This window comes from Pseudomonas quebecensis (assembly GCF_026410085.1).
GTDB classification, from domain to species: Bacteria; Pseudomonadota; Gammaproteobacteria; order Pseudomonadales; family Pseudomonadaceae; genus Aquipseudomonas; species Aquipseudomonas quebecensis.
The window spans coordinates 3074790-3094345 of sequence record NZ_CP112866.1 but is presented as its reverse complement, the minus strand read 5'-3'; the positions used below and the strand labels follow the sequence as shown (position 1 = coordinate 3094345).

19 protein-coding genes are annotated in these 19556 nt (G+C 62.9%); 11 read left to right on the top strand and 8 right to left on the bottom strand.

Annotated elements, in window-relative coordinates:
- The first annotated feature begins 16 nt into the window (after window positions 1–16).
- Window positions 17–1546, top strand: a complete 1530-nt coding sequence (araG, locus tag OSC50_RS14315) for an L-arabinose ABC transporter ATP-binding protein AraG (protein WP_266248874.1) — start codon at window positions 17–19, stop codon at window positions 1544–1546.
- Window positions 1547–1555: 9 nt separating this feature from the next.
- Window positions 1556–2524, top strand: coding sequence for an L-arabinose ABC transporter permease AraH (araH, locus tag OSC50_RS14310; RefSeq protein ID WP_181081933.1), 969 nt, complete (start codon window positions 1556–1558; stop codon window positions 2522–2524).
- 365 nt (window positions 2525–2889) lie between these two features.
- Here araH and OSC50_RS14305 read toward each other — a convergent pair whose 3' ends face one another.
- Complete coding sequence (locus OSC50_RS14305) at window positions 2890–4038, bottom strand: aldose epimerase family protein (protein ID WP_253506685.1); 1149 nt, start codon at window positions 4036–4038, stop codon at window positions 2890–2892.
- Between the two features lie 136 nt (window positions 4039–4174).
- Here OSC50_RS14305 and OSC50_RS14300 point away from each other — a divergent pair, with 136 nt between their 5' ends.
- Window positions 4175–4942 (top strand): SDR family NAD(P)-dependent oxidoreductase, encoded by a 768-nt coding sequence (locus tag OSC50_RS14300; protein ID WP_181076972.1) that lies wholly within the window; start codon window positions 4175–4177, stop codon window positions 4940–4942.
- Between the two features lie 77 nt (window positions 4943–5019).
- Here OSC50_RS14300 and OSC50_RS14295 read toward each other — a convergent pair whose 3' ends face one another.
- Together OSC50_RS14295 and OSC50_RS14290 are read right to left on the bottom strand one after the other, a co-directional pair.
- Window positions 5020–5616, bottom strand: coding sequence for a glutathione S-transferase family protein (locus OSC50_RS14295; protein ID WP_253506688.1), 597 nt, complete (start codon window positions 5614–5616; stop codon window positions 5020–5022).
- Between the two features lie 113 nt (window positions 5617–5729).
- Window positions 5730–6692: an AraC family transcriptional regulator gene (locus tag OSC50_RS14290; protein WP_266249714.1), complete on the bottom strand. Its 963-nt coding sequence runs from the start codon at window positions 6690–6692 to the stop codon at window positions 5730–5732.
- Window positions 6693–6792: 100 nt separating this feature from the next.
- Between OSC50_RS14290 and OSC50_RS14285 the strand changes: the two genes are divergently transcribed.
- Together OSC50_RS14285 and yghU are read left to right on the top strand one after the other, a co-directional pair.
- Window positions 6793–8028 carry an MFS transporter gene (locus OSC50_RS14285; RefSeq protein WP_181076977.1) on the top strand — a complete coding sequence of 412 codons (1236 nt, stop codon included), beginning with the start codon at window positions 6793–6795 and terminating at the stop codon, window positions 8026–8028.
- Between the two features lie 44 nt (window positions 8029–8072).
- Window positions 8073–8906, top strand: a complete 834-nt coding sequence (yghU, locus tag OSC50_RS14280; RefSeq protein WP_181076979.1) for a glutathione-dependent disulfide-bond oxidoreductase — start codon at window positions 8073–8075, stop codon at window positions 8904–8906.
- 763 nt (window positions 8907–9669) lie between these two features.
- Here the strand turns inward: yghU and OSC50_RS14275 are convergent.
- On the bottom strand, window positions 9670–10542 hold the full coding sequence (locus OSC50_RS14275; protein WP_266248877.1) for an undecaprenyl-diphosphate phosphatase: 873 nt from the start codon (window positions 10540–10542) through the stop codon (window positions 9670–9672).
- A 177-nt stretch (window positions 10543–10719) separates the two neighbouring features.
- Between OSC50_RS14275 and OSC50_RS14270 the strand changes: the two genes are divergently transcribed.
- On the top strand, window positions 10720–11226 hold the full coding sequence (locus OSC50_RS14270) for a GNAT family N-acetyltransferase (RefSeq protein ID WP_266248879.1): 507 nt from the start codon (window positions 10720–10722) through the stop codon (window positions 11224–11226).
- Here OSC50_RS14270 and OSC50_RS14265 read toward each other — a convergent pair.
- Window positions 11204–12148, bottom strand: a complete 945-nt coding sequence (locus OSC50_RS14265; protein WP_266248881.1) for a GlxA family transcriptional regulator — start codon at window positions 12146–12148, stop codon at window positions 11204–11206. The two genes, OSC50_RS14270 and OSC50_RS14265, sit on opposite strands and share 23 nt — an antisense overlap.
- A gap of 173 nt (window positions 12149–12321) precedes the next feature.
- Between OSC50_RS14265 and OSC50_RS14260 the strand changes: the two genes are divergently transcribed.
- The 3 genes from OSC50_RS14260 (at window position 12322) to OSC50_RS14250 (ending at window position 14832) form a co-directional block, all read left to right on the top strand.
- Window positions 12322–12951, top strand: coding sequence for a TetR/AcrR family transcriptional regulator (locus tag OSC50_RS14260; RefSeq protein ID WP_181076986.1), 630 nt, complete (start codon window positions 12322–12324; stop codon window positions 12949–12951).
- On the top strand, window positions 12948–13625 hold the full coding sequence (locus tag OSC50_RS14255; RefSeq protein WP_181076988.1) for a type 1 glutamine amidotransferase domain-containing protein: 678 nt from the start codon (window positions 12948–12950) through the stop codon (window positions 13623–13625). The genes OSC50_RS14260 and OSC50_RS14255 overlap by 4 nt, the downstream gene beginning before the upstream one ends.
- An 82-nt stretch (window positions 13626–13707) precedes the next feature.
- Window positions 13708–14832, top strand: a complete 1125-nt coding sequence (locus OSC50_RS14250; RefSeq protein WP_266248884.1) for an alkene reductase — start codon at window positions 13708–13710, stop codon at window positions 14830–14832.
- 61 nt (window positions 14833–14893) lie between these two features.
- On the opposite strand, the gene OSC50_RS14245 is transcribed toward OSC50_RS14250, so the two are convergent.
- Together OSC50_RS14245 and OSC50_RS14240 are read right to left on the bottom strand one after the other, a co-directional pair.
- On the bottom strand, window positions 14894–15892 hold the full coding sequence (locus tag OSC50_RS14245) for an NAD(P)H-quinone oxidoreductase (RefSeq protein ID WP_181076991.1): 999 nt from the start codon (window positions 15890–15892) through the stop codon (window positions 14894–14896).
- Window positions 15889–17121, bottom strand: a complete 1233-nt coding sequence (locus tag OSC50_RS14240) for a YbfB/YjiJ family MFS transporter (RefSeq protein ID WP_266248886.1) — start codon at window positions 17119–17121, stop codon at window positions 15889–15891. The genes OSC50_RS14245 and OSC50_RS14240 overlap by 4 nt, the downstream gene beginning before the upstream one ends.
- A gap of 110 nt (window positions 17122–17231) precedes the next feature.
- Between OSC50_RS14240 and OSC50_RS14235 the strand changes: the two genes are divergently transcribed.
- Together OSC50_RS14235 and OSC50_RS14230 are read left to right on the top strand one after the other, a co-directional pair.
- Window positions 17232–18107, top strand: a complete 876-nt coding sequence (locus tag OSC50_RS14235) for a LysR family transcriptional regulator (protein ID WP_253506713.1) — start codon at window positions 17232–17234, stop codon at window positions 18105–18107.
- A 79-nt stretch (window positions 18108–18186) separates the two neighbouring features.
- A complete protein-coding gene (locus OSC50_RS14230; RefSeq protein ID WP_266248888.1) occupies window positions 18187–18573 on the top strand; it encodes a DoxX family protein in 387 nt (128 codons plus the stop codon).
- Window positions 18574–18678: 105 nt separating this feature from the next.
- On the opposite strand, the gene OSC50_RS14225 is transcribed toward OSC50_RS14230, so the two are convergent.
- Complete coding sequence (locus OSC50_RS14225) at window positions 18679–19497, bottom strand: alpha/beta fold hydrolase (RefSeq protein WP_253506717.1); 819 nt, start codon at window positions 19495–19497, stop codon at window positions 18679–18681.
- Window positions 19498–19556: the final 59 nt, after the last annotated feature.

Sequence of the window (19556 nt, the reverse complement as noted above, 5' to 3'; positions counted from 1 at the left end):
GTGTGATGAGGTGGTTATGCACGCGCAAGTCAATCAACAACATACGGCCGGGGCCAGTCTGCGCTTCGACGGCATCGGCAAAACCTTCCCCGGCGTCAAGGCGCTGGACGGTATCTGCTTCACCGCCCACCCGGGGCAGGTACACGCCTTGATGGGCGAAAACGGCGCGGGCAAGTCGACGCTGCTGAAGATCCTCGGCGGAGCCTATATCCCGAGCAGCGGCACGGTGCAGATCGGCGCGCAGACCATGGCCTTCAAATGCGCCGCCGACAGCATCGCCAGCGGCGTGGCGGTGATTCACCAGGAGCTGCATCTGGTGCCGGAAATGAGCGTGGCCGAGAATCTGTTCCTCGGCCATTTGCCCACGCGCTGGGGCGTGGTCAACCGTGGCCTGCTGCGCAAGCAGGCCCTGGCGTGCCTCAAGGGCCTGGCCGATGAGATCGACCCGGACCAGAAGCTGGGGCGCTTGTCCCTGGGCCAGCGCCAATTGGTGGAAATCGCCAAGGCACTGTCCCGTGGTGCCCATGTGATCGCCTTCGACGAGCCGACCAGCAGCCTGTCGGCGCGGGAGATCGACCGCTTGATGGCGATCATCACGCGCCTGCGCGACGAGGGCAAAGTGGTGCTCTACGTGTCGCATCGCATGGAAGAAGTGTTCCGCATCTGCGACGCGGTCACGGTGTTCAAGGACGGCCGCTACGTGCGCACGTTCGAGGACATGAGCGCGCTGACCCACGACCAGTTGGTGACCTGCATGGTCGGTCGCGACATTCAGGACATCTACGACTACCGCCCGCGCGAGCAGGGCGAGGTGGCGCTCAAGGTCGACGGTCTGCTTGGGCCAGGCTTGCGCGAGCCGGTGAGTTTCCAGGTGCGCAAAGGCGAAATACTCGGCTTGTTCGGCCTGGTCGGGGCAGGGCGTACCGAGCTGTTCCGTCTGCTCAGCGGCCTGGAGCGTGCCCGCGCCGGCAGCCTTGAGCTCTGTGGTGAGCCATTGCAACTGCGTTCGCCGCGCGACGCCATCGCCGCCGGGGTGCTGCTGTGCCCCGAAGACCGCAAGAAGGAAGGCATCATCCCGCTGTCCAGCGTGGCCGAGAACATCAACATCAGTGCCCGTGGCGCCCACTCGCGCTTCGGCTGGCTGCTGCGCGAGGGCTGGGAGAAGGGCAACGCCGCGCAGCAGATCCAGGCGATGAAAGTCAAAACCCCGAACGCCGCGCAAAAGATCCTGTACCTCTCCGGCGGCAACCAGCAGAAGGCCATTTTGGGCCGCTGGCTGTCGATGCCGATGAAAGTGCTGCTGCTCGACGAGCCGACGCGGGGCATCGATATCGGCGCCAAGGCCGAGATCTACCAGATCATCCATAACCTCGCGGCGCAGGGCATTGCGGTGATTGTGGTGTCCAGCGACCTGATGGAAGTCATGGGCATTTCCGACCGCATCCTGGTGCTGTGCGAAGGCGCCCTGCGCGGCGAACAACTGCGTGAACACGCCACTGAATCCAACCTGCTGCAGCTGGCCTTGCCGCGCCGCGTGACGAACTGAGAGAAGACCATGACCACTCAAAACAACGCGCTGCCCCGCGCACGCAAACCCCTGGACATGCGCGCCTTGCTCGACAACTGGGCGATGCTGCTGGCGGCCATCGGCATCTTCGTGCTGTGCGCCTTGCTGATCGACAACTTCCTCTCGCCGCTGAACATGCGCGGCCTGGGCCTGGCGGTGTCGACCGTGGGCATCGCCGCGTGCACCATGCTGTTCTGCCTGGCGTCGGGGCATTTTGACCTGTCGGTGGGCTCGGTGATCGCCTGTGCCGGCGTGGTCGCGGCCATCGTCATGCGCGATACCGACAGCGTGATGCTGGGCATTGGCGCAGCATTGCTGATGGGCCTGGTCGTCGGGCTGATCAATGGCATCGTGATCGCCAAACTGCGGGTCAACGCGCTGATCACCACGTTGGCGACCATGCAGATCGTGCGCGGCCTGGCCTACATATTTGCCGACGGCAAGGCCGTGGGCGTGTCCCAGGAGCAGTTCTTCATCTTCGGCAACGGCCAGTTGTTCGGCGTGCCGGTGCCAATCCTGATCACCCTGGTGTGCTTCCTGTTTTTCGGCTGGCTGCTCAACTACACCACCTACGGGCGCAACACCATGGCCATCGGCGGCAACCCGGAAGCGGCGCTGCTGGCGGGCGTGAACGTGGACCGCACCAAAATCCTGATCTTCGCCGTGCACGGCCTGATCGGCGCACTCGCCGGCGTGATCCTCGCCTCACGCATGACCTCGGGCCAACCGATGATCGGCCAGGGTTTTGAACTGACGGTTATCTCCGCCTGTGTACTGGGCGGCGTGTCGCTGAGCGGCGGCATCGGCATGATCCGCCATGTGATCGCGGGCGTGCTGATCCTGGCGATCATCGAAAACGCGATGAACCTGAAGAACATCGACACCTTCTACCAATATGTGATTCGAGGTTCGATCCTGCTGCTGGCCGTGGTTATCGACCGCATGAAACAACGCTGACTCCAGGCCATGTGAGGACTGAATGTGGGGGGCGCTTGCCCTAATGCCAGTCAGTTAAGAACTCAGTTGATCCAGCCCAGGCAATGACCATCAAAAGTGGGAGGGGGCTTGCCCCCGATAGCGGTGTATCAGAAGCAAAAATGCAGACTGACACTCCGTAATCGGGGGCAAGCCCCCTCCCACAGTAAAGCGGTTCGATGTTGTTGCTGGCAGCGGTGATTGAGTCCATGAAACAAAGCTGAGCCCGGGTCATGTGAAATCAAAAGGTGGGAGGGGGCTTGCCCCCGATAGCGGTGTATCAGAAGCAAAAATGCAGACTGACACTCCGTAATCGGGGGCAAGCCCCCTGCCACGGTAAGGCGGTTTTAATCAGCGCTGAACTTGAAGACGGTGTTCTGGGTATACGTCTGCCCCGGATTCAGACGGGTCGAGGCAAACTTGGGCTGGTTAGGTGCGTCCGGAAAGTGCTGAGTCTCCAGGGTGAACCCACTCCAGTGCAGGTAGGTCTTGCCGGCCTTGCCCTTCACCGAACCGTCGAGGAAGTTGCTGGTGTAGAACTGCACGCCCGGTTCGCTGGTGTACAGCTGCAGGCGTCGGCCGGATTCGGGGTCGTGTACCTCGGCGGCCAGTTGTTTAACGTCACCCTTGTTGTCCAACGCCCAGTTGAAGTCAAAGCCGCCTTGTTTCGGCTCGGCGAATTTGAGTTGCGGATGGTCTTCCTTGATGTGCTCACCGATAGGTGTCGGTTTCAGGAAATCCATCGGCGTGCCTTTGACCGGTGCCAGTTCACCGGTAGGAATCAACGTTGCGTTCACCGGAGTGTAGTGGCTGGCGTGCAAGGTCGCGACCTGCTTGAGAATGTCGCCATTGCCCGCGCCGGCGAGGTTGAAGTAGCTGTGGTTGGTGAGGTTGAGCACCGTCGGTTTGTCGGTGCTGGCCTTGTAGTCGATGTGCAGTTCGTTCTTGTCGTTGAGGCGGTAAGTGACCTCGGTGGTCAGGTTACCGGGGAAGCCCATCTCACCGTCCTTGGACAGATAGCTGAGCTTCACACCGACCGAGTCCTTGTCCTTGACCGATTCGGCTTTCCACACCTGCTTGTCGAAGCCCTGGGCGCCGCCATGCAGCGAGTTGGGGCCGTCGTTGAGGGGCACTTGGTAGCGCTTGCCGTCCAGTTCGAAAGCACCGCCGGCCAGGCGATTGCCGAAGCGTCCGATGGTGGCGCCGAAAAACGCGGTACCGCTCTGATAGCCTTGCACGTCGTCGAAGCCCAGCACCACGTCATCGACCTTGCCATGCTTGTCCGGCACTTTGAGCGATTGCAGCACGCCACCGTAGGTAATCACCGTGGCTTGCATACCGTGGCTGTTGCGCAGGATGTACTGTTCGACCGGCGTGCCGTCGTTGGTTTTACCGAAAGGTTTGTGCTCGCTGGACAAGCCGGTCGCCTGAGCGCCGCCACTGGCAATCAGCATCGACAGCGCCAGGCCGGAGAGCAGGTATCGAGGGTGCTTCATGATCGAACTTCCTTTTGTTGTTTTGAGTGGAATAGTTCTACTAATAGCGATATTTTGTCGTTGTGACAGCGAATTTATAGCCTTTAACCGTCGTTTCGTAAAATAAAATAAGACTAATTAAGCGAGGCATCACTGTATGAGTACTGAGCACGCCGTTTACCCCGACCTCAAGGGCAAGACTGTACTGGTGTCTGGAGGTGCCTCGGGGATCGGCGAATTCATGGTGCGTGCGTTTGCCGCACAGGGCGCCAGGGTAGGTTTTGTGGACCGCGCGCAAAGCCAGGGCGAACGCCTGGCGGCGCTGTTGAGTTCACGCGGGCATGCGGTGGAGTTCGTCTGCTGTGACATTACCGACGAGATCGCCTACAAGGCCGCCATCGGTCGCTTTGAACAGTCCCTCGGCCCGATCACTGTGTTGGTCAACAACGCCGCCAACGATGTGCGCCATACCCTGGAAGAAGTCGACTCGGACACCTTCGACCGACTCATCGCGGTCAACCTCAAGCACGCGTTTTTCGCGGCCAAGGCCGTGGTGCCGATGATGAAAAGCGCAGGCGGCGGCTCGATCATCAACCTGGGTTCGGTGGGTTGGATGATGGCCTCCGCCGGTTACCCGGTATACGCCGCCAGCAAGGCCGCCGCCCACGGTATGACCCGCGCCCTGGCCCGCGAACTGGGCCCGAACCGCATCCGCGTCAACACGTTGGTGCCGGGCTGGGTGATGACCGAAAAGCAACTGGCCATGTGGGTCGATGACGCCGCCAAGGACCTGATCGCGCGCAGCCAGTGCCTGCCTGGCAGCGTACTGCCCGAACACATCGCCAATATGGCGTTGTTTCTGGCCTCCGACGCGTCGGCGATGTGTTCGGCGCAGAACTTTATTGTCGATGGCGGCTGGGTCTGAGCCGAACACCTTAAGTTCAGGCAGCCCAGATTAATGTGGGAGGGGGCTTGCCCCCTCTCACATTTGAACTGCGGCGCTTAGGCGATCGGGTAACGCTTGAACGCGGGATGCTGCTCCAAGCGCTCGGCATGCCGTTGCAGATGGGGAAACGCATCCGCCTTGACCACCGAGGCCACAGTGAACTGACTGAACGACCAGGCGACGGCGGCTGTGATCGACGCCTGGGTCAGCGCTTCGCTGTCGCCCAACTGTTTGTCCAGCAACCCATAGGCCGCGAGCAACTGCCCGCTGACGCGTTCAAGCCACGGCGCGTGCAGTTTCTCGGCCGGGCGCAAGTTGTGCTCATAAACGATCTGCACGCTTTTCTCACAAGCTGCCAGGGCCAAGCCAAGGATGTGCAGGTCGCGGGCAAGTGCGCCAGGCTTCTGGGGCAACAACTTCCTATCAGCCGGGGCCAGGGTTTCGAGGTATTCCAGGATCAGGCTGGAGTCCATCAACACCGTGCCATCGTCCAGCACCAGGGTCGGCGCCTTGACCACCGGGTTGATCTGCGCGAATTCATCGAAGGTGCGGAACACGGACAAGGGCTCGTGCACAAAATCCACCCCATATAACTCCAGGGAAATAGCCACGCGGCGCACGTAGGGCGAGTCCAGCATGCCGATCAGTTTCATGAAGCCTCCATTGCTGTCAGGGTGAGGGATTCAGAGATTAAGGTTCCTCGGTCGCGCCGCGCAATGGCTGATCGGCCTCTATCCGCCGCTCAACAGCTCGACGGGTCGGGCCTTTATGCCGGGCTTCTGAATCCCTGCCGGCTGGCGCCCGGCGGTTGCCCGGTGATGCGTTTGTAGGCGCGGCTGAAAGCGGCCTGTGAGGTATAGCCGAGGCGGTACGCCACTTCCTCGATGGGCAGGCGTTCCAGGGTCAGCCACTGGCTGGCCAGGCGCATGCGCAGCTCGGTCACGTAACGCAGTGGTGGCACCCCCAGGGTGGCCTGGAAACGATCGGCGAACACCGAGCGCGAGGTATGACAGTGCGCCGCCAGTTCGGCCACGCTCCAGTCGCGGCCCGGTTGCTGGTGCAGGGCGAGCAGGGCGCCCGCCAGGCGGTTGTCGCGCAAGGCGGCCGCCAGGCCCGACGCGTTGGCGCAGGCGCATTCGACCCAGCCGCGCACGATCATCGCCGCCACCACATCGGCCAGACGCGCCAGGATGCCGGCATACCCGACGCGGGCGCTGGAGACTTCGCGTTCCATCACCGCCAGGATCGGCATCAGGCCGGGGTAACGCTGGCCTCCCGCATCGATCAGCATCAAGGCCGGCATCAGGTTGCCCAGGCCCTGGATACTGTCGAGTTCGAACTCCATGCAGGCGCTGAACAGCAGGGTATTGGCAGGCTCGTCGGGCGAGGCGTTCACGGCACACACGGTATCGCCCAGCGGGGCGGCGTCGAAGCTGGCGATGTCCTGCACGGGGTCAGCCGGGTTGGATAACAGCGCATGCGCGCCACCGTGGGCGATAAACACCGCGTTTCCCGCCGACAGCTCAAAGAGGCTGCCGTCTTCCATTCGCAAGGTCGCGCAGCCGGCAGCCAGGAAATGGAAATACGCATGGCCCGGCTTGGTCGCAAAGCCGATGCCGAACACCGGCCCGGCCTGGATGCGCCGGTACTGCACGCCGCGCAGGCGCATGCTGCGCAGCAGTTCGTTGATCAGTTCGGAAGACAGCGTGAATGCAGTGTCGGTTGGCATGCTCGGGGTTTCGGTCAAAAACTCAAGGGTTTGAATCATAGATCATCCAGGTAGTGAAACCTAGACTGGCCGTCACGCTAATACCTGAGGATGGTTTGTGATGAATGATTGTGTGTGCCATGCCCCTGCCCATGACAGGGTCGAGCCGACCACCCCGGCCTGGATGGCGGTGTTTTCCCTGGCGATGGGCGTGTTCGGCCTGCTCACGGCCGAATACCTGCCGGCCAGCCTGCTGACACCGATGGCCCTGGACCTGGGCGTATCGGAAGCGCTGGCCGGCCAAGCGGTCACGGTCACGGCGGTGGTGGCCTTGTTCGCCGGGTTGCTGGTGCCCGGCCTGACGCGCGGCATCGACCGGCGCCTGGTGCTGTTGGGGTTCTCCACGCTGATGATTGCGTCCAACCTGCTGGTGGCGTTCTCGTCCAGCCTCGTGGTGCTGTTGTTGATGCGCATCCTGCTGGGCATTGCCCTTGGCGGTTTCTGGAGCATGGCGGCGGCCGTTGCCATGCGCCTGGTGCCGGCGGCGTCGCTGCCACGGGCGCTGTCGATTATCTTCAGCGGCATTGCAGTGGGTACCGTCGTCGCTGTGCCGCTGGGCAGCTACCTCGGCGGCCTGTATGGCTGGCGCAGCGCCTTCGTGGCTGCGGCCGCCGTCGGCGTGGTGACCCTGGCGTTCCAGCTGTTCACGCTGCCGCGCCTGGCACCCAGCGGCACCGCGCGGCTGCGCACCGTGCTGGACGTACTGCTGCGCCCCGGCATTGCCATTGGCATGTTCGGCTGCGTGCTGGTGCACACCGGGCACTTCGCGCTGTTTACCTACATTCGTCCGTTTCTGGAAAGCACCACCGGGGTCGGTACTGAAGGCTTGGCCCTGATGCTGCTGGGGTTCGGCGCGGCGAATTTTGTCGGCACGCTGTTGGCCGGCTGGTGGCTGGTGCGTAACCCGCGCGGCACGCTGGTGTTGATGCCGGCATTGGTGGGGGCGGCGGCGTTGGCCCTGGTGTTGCTGCCCGCGTCGCTGCCGGGCCAGGCATTACTCCTGGCGTTGTGGGGCATGGCGTTTGGCGGCGTGCCGGTGGCGTGGTCGAACTGGGTGGCTCGTGCAGTGCCGGATCAGGCGGAAAGTGCCGGTGGCATGGTGGTGGCGTCGGTGCAATCGGCCATCGCGGCGGGTGCGGCCGGCGGGGGCGCGATGTTCAGTGCCACGGGCATCGACGGAGTGTTCCTGGGCGCAGGGTGCCTGATGCTGCTGGCGGCACTGTTGATCGCGCTGCGTGTGCAGGTGCCTCGGCATACGTCGGCAGGGAGTGTGACGCACGCCCGGTCTTTGGTTTAGTCTGAAGCGCTCAGCTGTTCGCAAACGCCTCTGGAGTAGTAAGCATGACCGATTACGTACCCCCTAAAGTCTGGACCTGGGACACCGAAAGCGGCGGCACCTTCGCCAGCATCAACCGGCCGATTGCCGGTCCCACACACGACAAGGCGCTGCCGGTCGGCAAGCATCCGTTGCAGCTGTACTCCCTGGCCACGCCCAATGGGCAGAAGGTCACGATCCTGCTCGAAGAACTGCTGGCCCTGGGGCACACCGGTGCGGAATACGATGCCTGGTTGATCAAGATCGGCGACGGCGACCAGTTCGGCAGTGGCTTTGTCGACGTCAACCCGAACTCGAAAATCCCGGCCCTGATGGACCACAGCGGCGCCACGCCGATTCGGGTGTTCGAGTCCGGCGCGATCCTGCAGTACCTGGCCGAGAAATTCGGCGCGTTCTTCCCCACCGAACCGGCGGCCCGCGCAGAGTGTTTGTCATGGTTGTTCTGGCAGATGGGCAGCGCGCCGTACCTGGGCGGTGGTTTCGGGCATTTCTATGCGTATGCGCCAAGCAAGATGGAATACCCGATCAATCGCTTTGCCATGGAGACCAAGCGCCAGCTGGATGTGCTGGATAAGCGCCTGGCCGTGAGCGAGTACATTGCCGGGGACGAATACACCATCGCCGACATCGCCATCTGGCCCTGGTACGGTGGGTTGGTCAAAGGCCGCTTGTATGGGGCGGCCGAGTTTCTGGCGGTGCACGAGTACCCGCACGTACAGCGCTGGGCCGAGGCGATTGAAGCACGCCCGGCAGTGCAGCGTGGGCGGCGGGTGAACCGGGTCTCGGGCGAGCCCCATGAGCAGTTGGCTGAGCGGCATGACGCAAGTGATCTGGATTGAACCGCCGATGATCGTTCCCACGCTCTGCGTGGAAACGCCTCCTGGGACGCTCTGCGTCCCGCCGGCCGCAGCAAGTCTTGGCGGCTGCGCACAGGTGACGCGGAGCGTCACGGGCTGCATTCCCACGCGGGAGCGTGGGAACGATCTTTGATAGCGGTGGATCAGTCACAGATGTATCAACTGACCCACCCTTATCGGGGGCAAGCCTCCTCCCACATTGTCTAACCGTGCTTCAGGCAGTTGATAGAGCGATCCACCGTGGTCTTGATCGTTCCCACGCTCTGCGTGGAAACGCCTCCTGGGACGCTCTGCGTCCCGCCGGCCGCTGCAAGTCTTGGCGGCTGCGCACAGGTGACGCGGAGCGTCACGGGCTGCATTCCCACGCGGGAGCGTGGGAACGATCTTTGATAGCGGTGGATCAGTCACAGATGTATCAACTGACCCACCCTCATCGGGGGCAAGCCTCCTCCCACATTGTCTAACCGTGTTTCAGGCAGTTGATAGAGCGATCCACCGTGGTCTTGATCGTTCCCACGCTCTGCGTGGAAACGCCTCCTGGGACGCTCTGCGTCCCGCCGGCCGCTGCAAGTCTTGGCGGCTGCGCACAGGTGACGCGGAGCGTCACGGGCTGCATTCCCACGCGGGAGCGTGGGAACGATCTTTGATAGCGGTGGATCAGTCACAGATGTATCAACTGACCCACCCTTATCGGGGGCAAGCCTCCTCCCACAGGAGATTTATGCAGGTTTTAGAACGAGTTATATCAACTCAGCAGCCCGGTGCTGACCGCCACGATCAGGAACACCCCCAGCAGCGCGCGGTAGATCACGAAGGGCCAGGTGGAGAACCGCTCCAGGAATTTCATCAGGCCCCAGATGGCAAAGAACGCCGAGATGCTGGCAACCACCAGGCCGAACAGCAGATGTGGCCAGGCGTGGGCGGGCAGGTCGGCGTGCAACAACACCCACAGCTCCTTCAAGCCGGCAAGGGCAATGGCGGGTAACCCCAGCAGGAAGGAAAAGCGTGCGGCTTCTTCGCGTTTGAAGTTGAGGAACAGCGCGGCGGTCAAGGTAGAACCGGAACGTGATACGCCTGGAATCAAAGCGCCAATCTGTGCGACGCCCACGATCAACGCATCACGCAGGCGCATCTGGCTGACCTCGCGGGTATGCCGCGCACGCAACTCGGCCACCGCCAGCAACACCGCCATGACGACGCAGGAAATACCAATCACCATCAACCCGCGCAATGGTGAGTTGCAGGTATTCAGTGTCGACGACAAGGCCAGGCCGGCAATCCCTATCGGGATGGTCGCCAATACAATCGCCACGGCCAGCTTGAACCATTGATCGTTATAGTCACCCCGGCGCACCGCATTGATGCTGCCCGTGGTCACCTGGCGTACATCGCGCCAGAAATAACTCACCACCGCTGCCAGCGCCGCCAACTGCATGGCTGCCGAAAATGCCGAGCCGGGGTCCTGCCAGCCGAGCAGGGCGGGTATTACGCGCATATGGGCGGTGGAGGAGACCGGCAACAGTTCAGTAATGCCCTGGACCACGCCCAGGATGAAGATCTGCAGGTAATCCAGGGAGGCGAAGCCCACATCCAGGCCGGCGGTACAGACGTTGCTCAAAGTGCGTGTCCTTGAAAAAGTGGCGAACCGGCGAAGTTTATTCGAAATGTTTCAAGAATTCGGCCGAGGCCATGGCTAACTGCAATCCGTTCAGCCAGTAGAAAGGTTCGCCGCGCTCTTGGCCGCTGCCGGTGTTTTGTGAACAATGGCGCCCTGTTTTTTCTGATCGAGCGCCCCATGCCTGAAACCACCGTGGAATTGATCCAGACCGGCCCCGAAGAAGCCGAGCTGATCCGCAATCTCTACCAGTACTACGCCTATGAGTCTTCGGACTGGGAGCAGGAAGACGTCGAGGCGGATGGGCGTTTCTACATCCATGACGAGCACCTCAACCGCTATTGGCAAGACCCGCAATGGAGCGCCAACCTGCTGCTGGTCGACGGCTATATCGCCGGCTTCCTGCTGATCGAAGGGTGTGAGTTACCGGGCATCGAGGCCCTGGAACTGGCCGACCTGTTTATCCTCAAGCGCTACCGCCGCAAAGGCATCGGGCGCGCCATTGCCACCCAGGTGCTGTGCAGCGGCGAGGCGGATTGGCTGGTGCGGTTTTATGATCAGGACGAAGTGTCCCAGGCGTTCTGGCGCGCGGTGCTGGATAACCTGCCGCGTCCGGTGCAAGCCCTTGAGCTGGCGGATGATCCGCAGTTGATGAGTTACCGGGTTACGCGGGCGGTGCTGCATTAAACGTTTGTTGCATCGCCTGCGGCGGCTGTCCGAACGCCCTTAGAAATGCCTGGCGCATGCGCTCGCGATCACCGAAGCCGGTCTCGCGCGCCACCACTTCCACCGGGTGCCGGCTGGTTTCCATCATTGCCCGGGCGGCTTCCACCCGCAGAGCTTCGATGGCCTTGGCCGGGGTTTGCCCGGTTTCCTCGCGGAATACCCGACTGAACTGACGCGGGCTCAACCGTGCAACCTCGGCCAACGCCTCCACGGACAGGTCGTGGGTCAGGTTCTCGCGGGCGTAGGCCAGGGCCAGTTGCACGCGGTCGGATTTGGGGTCCAGTTCCAGCAGCGCCGACAATTGCGACTGCTCGCTGCCACGGCGCTGGGCGATTACCAGCTTGCGTGCGATGCGCCGGGCGAGGTCGACGCCCAGGTCGTTCTCCACCATGGCCAGGGCCATGTCGACGCCGGCGCTCATGCCGGCGCCGGTCCAGACCTGGCCGTCCACTACAAACAGTTTGTCGTCTTCCAGGCGGATGTCCGGGTAGCGTTTGCGAAAGGCCGGCGCGTGAATCCAGTGCGTGGTGGTGCGCTTGCCCGCCAGCAGGCCGGCCTCGGCCAGCACGAAGATGCCCATGCACAGCGAGGCCACGCGCCGCGATTGCGCGGACGCGGCCTTGACCATGTCCAGCAGATTGGCCTCCGGCAGACGGAATTCCAGGTAACCGCTGACGATCAGCGTGTCGTAGCCCTGTGCCCGAATCGGCGAGGTATTTACCGAAAACCCCTGGGAGGTCATCACCGCGCCGCCGCTTTCCGATACCAGATGAAACTCATAGGCCGGCTCGCCGCTCAGCAGGTTCGCGCACTCGAACACCGAGCCCAGGCTGAGGCTCAGGGACTGGAAGTTCGGGTAAACCATCAGCGCAACGCTGTGCATCGTTATTTCTCCAAGGGGCGCGGGAGGTGGGATTGTCGGCGTGTGCCGGGTAAACGGCAACTGGCGCAGCGCTATGTCCGAAATCCTTGCGGATCTGACATTGTGAGACGCCGGCCCGCCTCCTACCATGGCTCCACGCACTAGACGACTGGTCTAATCGCAAGGAGCCAAGCATGCACAACCCAAGTAAAAGCGCGCGCCGCACGATTCTGGAGACCGCGCAAGCGATCGTCGGCCGTAAGGGTTTTTCCGCGGTTGGGCTCAATGAAATCCTGCAGAGCGCCGACGTGCCCAAAGGCTCGTTCTACCACTACTTCGGTTCCAAGGACGCGTTCGGCGTGGTGTTGCTCGACACCTACTTCGACCACTACGTGCACGGCATGCAGCAGTTATTCGACCAGCCGGGGCTTAGCCAGCACGCCAAATTGATGCGCTATTGGCAAGCCTGGATCGACAACCAGACCGGCTGCACCGATGCGGGCAAATGCCTTGCGGTCAAACTCGGTGCCGAGGTGTCAGACCTTTCAGAGCCGATGCGCCTGGCGTTGCAACGTGGCACGTCACGCACCATCGCGTTGCTGGCGGTGGCGCTGCAACGCGGGATTGACGACGGCTCCCTGAGTTTCACACAGCCCCCGCAGCACCTGGCCCAGCGTCTTTATGCGCTGTGGTTGGGCAGCAGCGTCATGAGCAAGATCACCCGTACACCGGCGCCGTTCGACGAGGCGCTCTGGCTGACCCAACAGCTGTTGGGCGGCCCCGAACACACCGATAACCACACCGATCGAGGCACTGGAAAATGAAAGTATTAATGGTACTGACCTCCCACGACCAGCTCGGCGATACCGGGCGCAAGACCGGCTTCTGGCTCGAAGAGTTTGCTGCGCCGTATTACGTGTTCAAGGACGCCGGCGCCGAGCTGGTGCTGGCATCCCCAGCCGGTGGCCAGCCGCCGCTGGACCCGGTCAGCGATGCGCCGGATGCACAAACCGAGCAGACCCGCCGTTTCGCCGCCGATCCCGCTGCCCAACAGGCGCTGGCCAACACGGTCAAGCTGGACTCGGTCAATGCCGCCGACTTCGACACGGTGTTCTACCCAGGCGGCCACGGCCCGCTGTGGGACCTGGCGGAGTCGCCGACCTCCATCGCGCTGATCGAGGCCTTCGAGCGCGCCGGCAAGCCCATCGGGTTCGTCTGCCATGCGCCGGGTGCGTTGCGCCACGTCAAGGCGGTCAATGGCGAGCCGCTGGTCAAGGGGCGTCGCGTCACCGGTTTCTCCAACTCCGAAGAAGCTGCCGTGGGCTTGACCGAGGTGGTGCCGTTCCTGATTGAAGATGATTTCAAGAAGCTCGGCGGCCGTTACGAGAAGGGGGCCGACTGGTCATCCTTCGTGCTTGAAGACGGCCTGTTGATCACCGGCCAGAACCCGGCCAGCTCCGCCGATGTGGCCAAGGCCCTGCTGAAACTCACCGCTTAAGTTAACCCCCCTCACGCTGTATTCATTGGCGACTCCAACGAGTCGCCAATGCTTGTGTTCGCCTTGAATTTGGAATATCGCAATGACTGACAGTCTCTTGAACACCCCGGTAAAGCTCGGGCATCACACGTTGAACAACCGCGTCGTGCTGCCGCCCCTGACCCGCCAGCGCAGCGCGCAACCCGGCGACATTCCCACCGCGCTGATGGCCGAATATTACCGCCAGCGTGCCGGCGCCGGATTCATGGTCAGCGAAGGCACCCAGATCGAACCACGCGGCCAGGGCTATGCGTGGACGCCGGGTATCTACTCACCGGCCCAGATCGATGGTTGGCGCAAGGTGACCGATGCAGTGCATGCCGACGGCGGGGTGATCTTCGCCCAACTGTGGCATGTAGGGCGTGTGTCCCATAACGCCTTGCAGCCGGACGGTGCGGCGCCGGTGGCCCCGTCCGCGCTGCCGGCCTTGCAGGCCAAAGCCTTTATCGAAACCGCGCCGGGCGTCGGCGAGCTGAAGCAACCGCCGGTGCCGCGCGCCTTGAGCGTGCTGGAAATCGAAGCGTTGGTCGGCCAGTACGCCCAGGCTGCGCGCAACGCGCTGGATGCCGGTTTTGATGGGGTGGAGATCCACTCGGCCAACGGTTACCTGGTCAACCAGTTCATCTCGGCCCATTCCAACACCCGAGACGACGAATACGGCGGTTCGCTGCACAACCGCCTGCGCTTCCTGCGCGAGATCGTCGAAGCAGTGTGCAAAGTCGTCGGCCCGCAACGCCTGGGCGTGCGTTTTTCGCCACTGTTCAGCGGCACCGATCAAGACCGTGTGTACATCGGCCTGGTGGAAGAGGATCCGCATCACACCTACATCGAAGCGATCAAGGTGCTGGAAGAGTCGGGGATTGCCTACGTGTCCATCGCCGAAGCCGACTGGGACAACGCGCCGGACCTGCCTGACACGTTTCGTGAGGCAGTGCGCAGCACCTTCAGCGGCCGCATCATCTACGCCGGGCGCTACACCGCCGAACGCGGCGAGCGCCTGGTGCAGGCGGGGCTGGCGGATTTGATCGCGTTCGGGCGGCCATTCATTGCCAACCCGGACCTGCCCCAGCGCCTGTTCAATGGCTGGCCGCTGAACCCGTTGCGGGAGGAGGGGATGTACGGTGGCGGTGAGGCGGGCTATATCGACTATCCCACCTATTGCGACTAATCACGCAATCAATGTGGGAGGGGGTAAGCCCCCTCCCACATTGATTTGTAGTGTTTTTGAATCAGGCGACCTGCAACACAATCTTGCCGATATGATCGCCGCCTTCCATCCGCGCATGGGCCTGGGCGGCGTCGGTGTAGGGGTAGACCTTGTCGATGATCGGCAGGCAACGCCCGGCGCTCAGGACCGGCCAGATGTATTCACGCAGTTGGTCGGCGATGGCGGCTTTTTCGGCCCCGGTGCGCGCGCGCAGCAGCGAGCCGGTGATCACCGCGCGCTTGCTGAGGATGCTCAGCAGGTCGACATCATGGGCCTTGCCGCCGCCAAGGAAACCGAGCATCACCAGGTGCCCGTCCATGGCCAGTGACTTGAGGTTATTGTTCAGGTACGAGGCACCCATGATGTCCAGGATCACATCCACGCCATGGCCGTCGGTCTGCTCGGCGATGACGTCGGCAAAGTCCTGTTCGCGATAGTTGATCGGTTCGCCGCCGAGTGTGGCGATGGCCGCGCATTTATCGGCGCTGCCGGCGGTGGCGAAGGCCTGGATGCCGAACTCGCGGCACAGCATCAGCGCAGTGGTGCCGATGCCGCTGGTGCCGCCGTGGATCAGCACACGCTGGCCGGTGTGGGCGTCGCCCAGGCCGAACAGGTTGGCCCAGACGGTAAAAAAGGTTTCCGGTACGGCGGCGGCCTGGATCCAGTCCATGCCTTCGGGGATCGGCAAGGCCTGGCCGGCCGGCACGGCGCAGAACTGCGCATAACCGCCGCCGTTGGTCAGGGCACAGACCCTGTCGCCCAAGGCGTATTCGGTCACGCCGTCACCCAGGGCGGCCACTTCACCGGCCACTTCCAGGCCTGGGAGCGGATTCATGCCGGGTTTCATCGGGTACTTGCCGGCGCGTTGCAGGGCATCGGGGCGGTTGACCCCGGCCGCGTGCACGCGAATCAGGATCTCGCCAGGGCCAGCCACCGGCACCGCCGCCTGGCGTGGTTGCAGCACCTCGGGGCCTCCGGGGGTGGTGATTTCGATAAGGGTCATTTCGGTGGGAAGCGTCATTTGAAGTTACCTGCAACGATGAGCGTATGGGTTGGGACCGCATCAGGCGGTTTGCGGTTCAGCAGGAGCATGCCTAGTTCCAGCAGCAACGCGATCACAATGGCGCCGGCGGCGATCGTGAACAGCACTGCATGTTGACCGCCGCTGGCGTTGAACAGCGCGGAATAGGCAAACCCCGCGACCGCCTGGAACGTCGCGAAGGACACCGTAGCACGGCTCCACGCTACCTGTTGTTGGTGATGAGTGGGGATCAGTTCGTGAACCCGCGCCAGCGCCAGCGGCACGATACCCGGCGGGAATGAGCCGAGGATCACGGCCAGTACGGCCAGCGCCGTGAACGAACTGGAGACGGCCAGCAAGCCGACGGCAATCGCCTGCACTGCCAGCACCAGGCGGATACTCACCCGAGCACCGAGCTTGTCGGCCAGGAAACCGTACGTGACCGGTCCCACAATCGAGCCCAGGCCGTACATCACCCAGATCATCGCACCTATATGGGCCCCGGCGCCCAGCCCTCGGGCGACGTAATCCACCAGAAAGACCATGGCCGGTACCAGGCCCGCGGCCATAAAAGCGTATTGAGCAAACAACAGGTACACCCCCGGCGGCGTTGGCACCGCCGTGGCCGATTGCGCCGGGGCTTCGTACAGCGTGCCTGTGGGCCAGGCAAACCAGCTGGCGGCGGTCAGCCCCAGCGCCAGCAGGCCCAGGCCGAACCAGGTCTGTTGCAAGCCCAGGCTCAACAGGGGCGGCACCAGGGTGCCGGAACCGGCGATGCCCAGCCCGATACCGAGGAAAATCGCACCACTGGCCACGCCTCGACGCGCGGCCGGAACATGGGGCAACACGGTCGCCGCCACCAGCACCATGATTGCGCCACCGGCGATCCCCGACAGCAGGCGCCAGATGAAGAACCACACCACCGACAGCGGGAAGCCGCAGGCAAAGAACGCCAGGGTCACCGCCACCATCATGCCGCGCAGCGCCGTCGTGTTCGAGGTGTGCCGGGCGAGGGGCCGCCCGATCAGCGCGCCGACCAGGTAACCCACAAGATTGGCCGCACCGAGGTACACCACGTCATTGGCGCTGAACCAGTGCGCCTGGATCAGCGACGGAATCAGCGGCGTGTAGGCAAACCGCGCGAGGCCGATACTGACCAGGCTGGCACACAGGCCGGCGAAAATCGCCAGCCATGAAGGGCTGTGGGAGGGAAGGTGAGTGTCGAGCATGATGACAATCCTGGGTATTTTGTCCGGCGCCCAGCATATCCAGATTTATCGATGCAATAATGCAGCGATTACACGTCATAATGATGCATATATGCAGCATGGGAGCGCACATGAATTGGGATGATGCACGCGTGTTCCTCGCGGTCTGCCGTGAGTCGACCCTTCGCGCAGCCGCGCGGGTACTGGGTGTCGACCAGGCCACCGTGGGGCGCCGGGTCAATGCCCTGGAAAAATCCCTGGGTGCAACCCTGTTCCTGCGCACCTCGCAAGGCTATGCCCTGACCGCCGTTGGCGAGGCCGCCTTGCACTCGGTGGAAAAAATGGAGCGCTCGGCCCTGGAGCTGGAGCGTCAGATCCAGGGCCTGGATGATCGCCTGACCGGCACCGTGCGGGTCAGCACCACCGACTCCCTGGCGATCGATTTCCTGATCCCGGCGATTGCGCGGCTGCACGACCGGCACCCGGATGTGCGCGTGCAGCTGGACGCGTCTACCCAGCTCCTGAGCCTGGCCAAACGTGAAACCGATATCGCCGTGCGCAACACGCGTCCGGACAACCCCGACCTGATCGCTCGTCGCATTGCACGCTGGCCGGTGGGGCTGTTTGCTTCCCAGGCTTATATCGATCGTCATGGCTCGCCGCAGCCGGGCGGCCTGTTTGAAGGGCATGACCTGGTGGTGTATCAACCGTACCTGCACAGCCAGAAAGACATGACCCTGGTCTGCGAACCCCTGGGCCGTGGGCGCATCGTCGCGTCCCTGAGTTCCAGCCTGTTGGTACGTCGCTCCATCGCCGCCGGGATCGGCATCGGCGAGATCCCCATCCTCACCGGCGAGCGCGACGGGCTGGTGCGGTTGTGGCCGGAGCGCACCCGGCCGCTGCCCTACGATGTCTGGCTGGTGACCCACGCCGACCTGCGTCACACCGCGCGCGTGCGGGCGGTGATCGATGAAATTGTCGTGGGGTTTGCGGGAACGGGAGACTAGTCAGCACAGGCTTGCAAGCGTGCGTGCAGCGCTGCCCGGACAATGGATGGCGTTAGAGGCCATCCAACAGGGAGCACGCATGAACGAATCAAAATGTCAGGATTTGGGGCTGTTGTTTTTGCGCGGCAGCGGGGCGCTGTTCCTGCTGTGGGTGCATGGTTTGCCCAAACTGCTCGACTACAGCGGGCAATTGAAGCTGATCGAAGACCCGTTCCACCTGGGGGGCCAGTTCACTTTGCTGCTGGCGATTTTTGCCGAGGTGCTGTGCCCGCTGCTGATCATTGCCGGCGTGCTGGTGCGCCTGGCGTGCCTGCCGATCCTGGCGGTGCTGTTGATCGCCATGGTGGTGGTGCATCCGGAGTGGACGTTGTTTGAGGGGCAGTTCGGTTGGCTGCTGCTGATCATTTTTTCCAGCGTGCTGATCGCAGGGCCTGGGCGCTTGGTGCTGAGCCGGCGTTTTTCTTGAGCAAAAAAACGGCCGGGCAAGCCCGGCCAAAATAAGGAGAGGGTGATGCACGGGTGATGATCGCTTGCACGCAGAACGTGCAAGTGATCATCAGGTGCGGGTGTTTCAGCGATTCAGGAAGGCCAGCAGGTCTTCGTTCAACTGCTGGGTGTGGGTGGCCGCGAAGCCGTGAGGTGCATCCTTGTACACCTTCAGTTCAGCGCCCTTGATCATCTCGGCCGCCACCTTGCCGGTGGTTTCGAACGGCACGATCTGGTCGCCGTCGCCGTGGATCACCAGGGTCGGTACATCGATCTTGGCCATGTCCGGGCGGAAGTCGGTTTCGGAGAACGCGGTGACGCAGTCGACCGTTGCCTTGAGGGAGGCCAGCAGGGCGATTTGCAAGGTCTGGGTCTGCACGCCTGCGGATACGTTCTGGCCCTTGTTGAGGCCATAGAACGGCGTATTGAAATCGCTGATGAATTGCGCGCGATCCTTGAGCAGTTCGGCTTTGAAACCAGCGAACACGTCGAGCGGTACGCCCTGCGGGTAATCGGATTGCTGGCCGAAGATCGGCGTCACGGCGCCCAGCAACACCAGGCCGGCCACCCGTGCGCTGCCGTGGCGTGCGATGTAGCGCGCGACGTCTCCGCCACCCATGGAGAAACCCACCAGGGTCACGTCCTTGAGGTCCAGGTGCTCGATCAACTGCGCGATGTCGTCGGCAAAGGTGTCGTAGTCGTTGCCGGTCCACGGCTGGTCCGAACGGCCAAACCCGCGACGGTCGAAGGCGATGGTGCGAAAGCCGCGGCTGCTGAGGTACTCCATCTGGTATTCCCACATGTCGGCGTCCAGCGGCCAGCCGTGGCTGAACAGCACGGGCTTGCCGCTGCCCCAATCCTTGAAGTAGATCTGGGTACCGTCTTTGGCAACGAATGTGCTCATTGAAAACTCCTTGATTGAGGGACTGAAAAACCCGCCTCACTATTGCCCGAAACCGGGCC

Coding starts and splice junctions, on each gene's coding strand:
- araG (WP_266248874.1), top strand. CDS start 17: ATGCACGCGCAAGTCAATCAACAACATACGGCCGGGGCCAGTCTGCGC.
- araH (WP_181081933.1), top strand. CDS start 1,556: ATGACCACTCAAAACAACGCGCTGCCCCGCGCACGCAAACCCCTGGAC.
- OSC50_RS14305 (WP_253506685.1), bottom strand. CDS start 4,038: ATGAAGCACCCTCGATACCTGCTCTCCGGCCTGGCGCTGTCGATGCTG.
- OSC50_RS14300 (WP_181076972.1), top strand. CDS start 4,175: ATGAGTACTGAGCACGCCGTTTACCCCGACCTCAAGGGCAAGACTGTA.
- OSC50_RS14295 (WP_253506688.1), bottom strand. CDS start 5,616: ATGAAACTGATCGGCATGCTGGACTCGCCCTACGTGCGCCGCGTGGCT.
- OSC50_RS14290 (WP_266249714.1), bottom strand. CDS start 6,692: ATGCCAACCGACACTGCATTCACGCTGTCTTCCGAACTGATCAACGAA.
- OSC50_RS14285 (WP_181076977.1), top strand. CDS start 6,793: ATGAATGATTGTGTGTGCCATGCCCCTGCCCATGACAGGGTCGAGCCG.
- yghU (WP_181076979.1), top strand. CDS start 8,073: ATGACCGATTACGTACCCCCTAAAGTCTGGACCTGGGACACCGAAAGC.
- OSC50_RS14270 (WP_266248879.1), top strand. CDS start 10,720: ATGCCTGAAACCACCGTGGAATTGATCCAGACCGGCCCCGAAGAAGCC.
- OSC50_RS14265 (WP_266248881.1), bottom strand. CDS start 12,148: ATGCACAGCGTTGCGCTGATGGTTTACCCGAACTTCCAGTCCCTGAGC.
- OSC50_RS14260 (WP_181076986.1), top strand. CDS start 12,322: ATGCACAACCCAAGTAAAAGCGCGCGCCGCACGATTCTGGAGACCGCG.
- OSC50_RS14255 (WP_181076988.1), top strand. CDS start 12,948: ATGAAAGTATTAATGGTACTGACCTCCCACGACCAGCTCGGCGATACC.
- OSC50_RS14250 (WP_266248884.1), top strand. CDS start 13,708: ATGACTGACAGTCTCTTGAACACCCCGGTAAAGCTCGGGCATCACACG.
- OSC50_RS14245 (WP_181076991.1), bottom strand. CDS start 15,892: ATGACGCTTCCCACCGAAATGACCCTTATCGAAATCACCACCCCCGGA.
- OSC50_RS14240 (WP_266248886.1), bottom strand. CDS start 17,121: ATGCTCGACACTCACCTTCCCTCCCACAGCCCTTCATGGCTGGCGATT.
- OSC50_RS14235 (WP_253506713.1), top strand. CDS start 17,232: ATGAATTGGGATGATGCACGCGTGTTCCTCGCGGTCTGCCGTGAGTCG.
- OSC50_RS14230 (WP_266248888.1), top strand. CDS start 18,187: ATGAACGAATCAAAATGTCAGGATTTGGGGCTGTTGTTTTTGCGCGGC.
- OSC50_RS14225 (WP_253506717.1), bottom strand. CDS start 19,497: ATGAGCACATTCGTTGCCAAAGACGGTACCCAGATCTACTTCAAGGAT.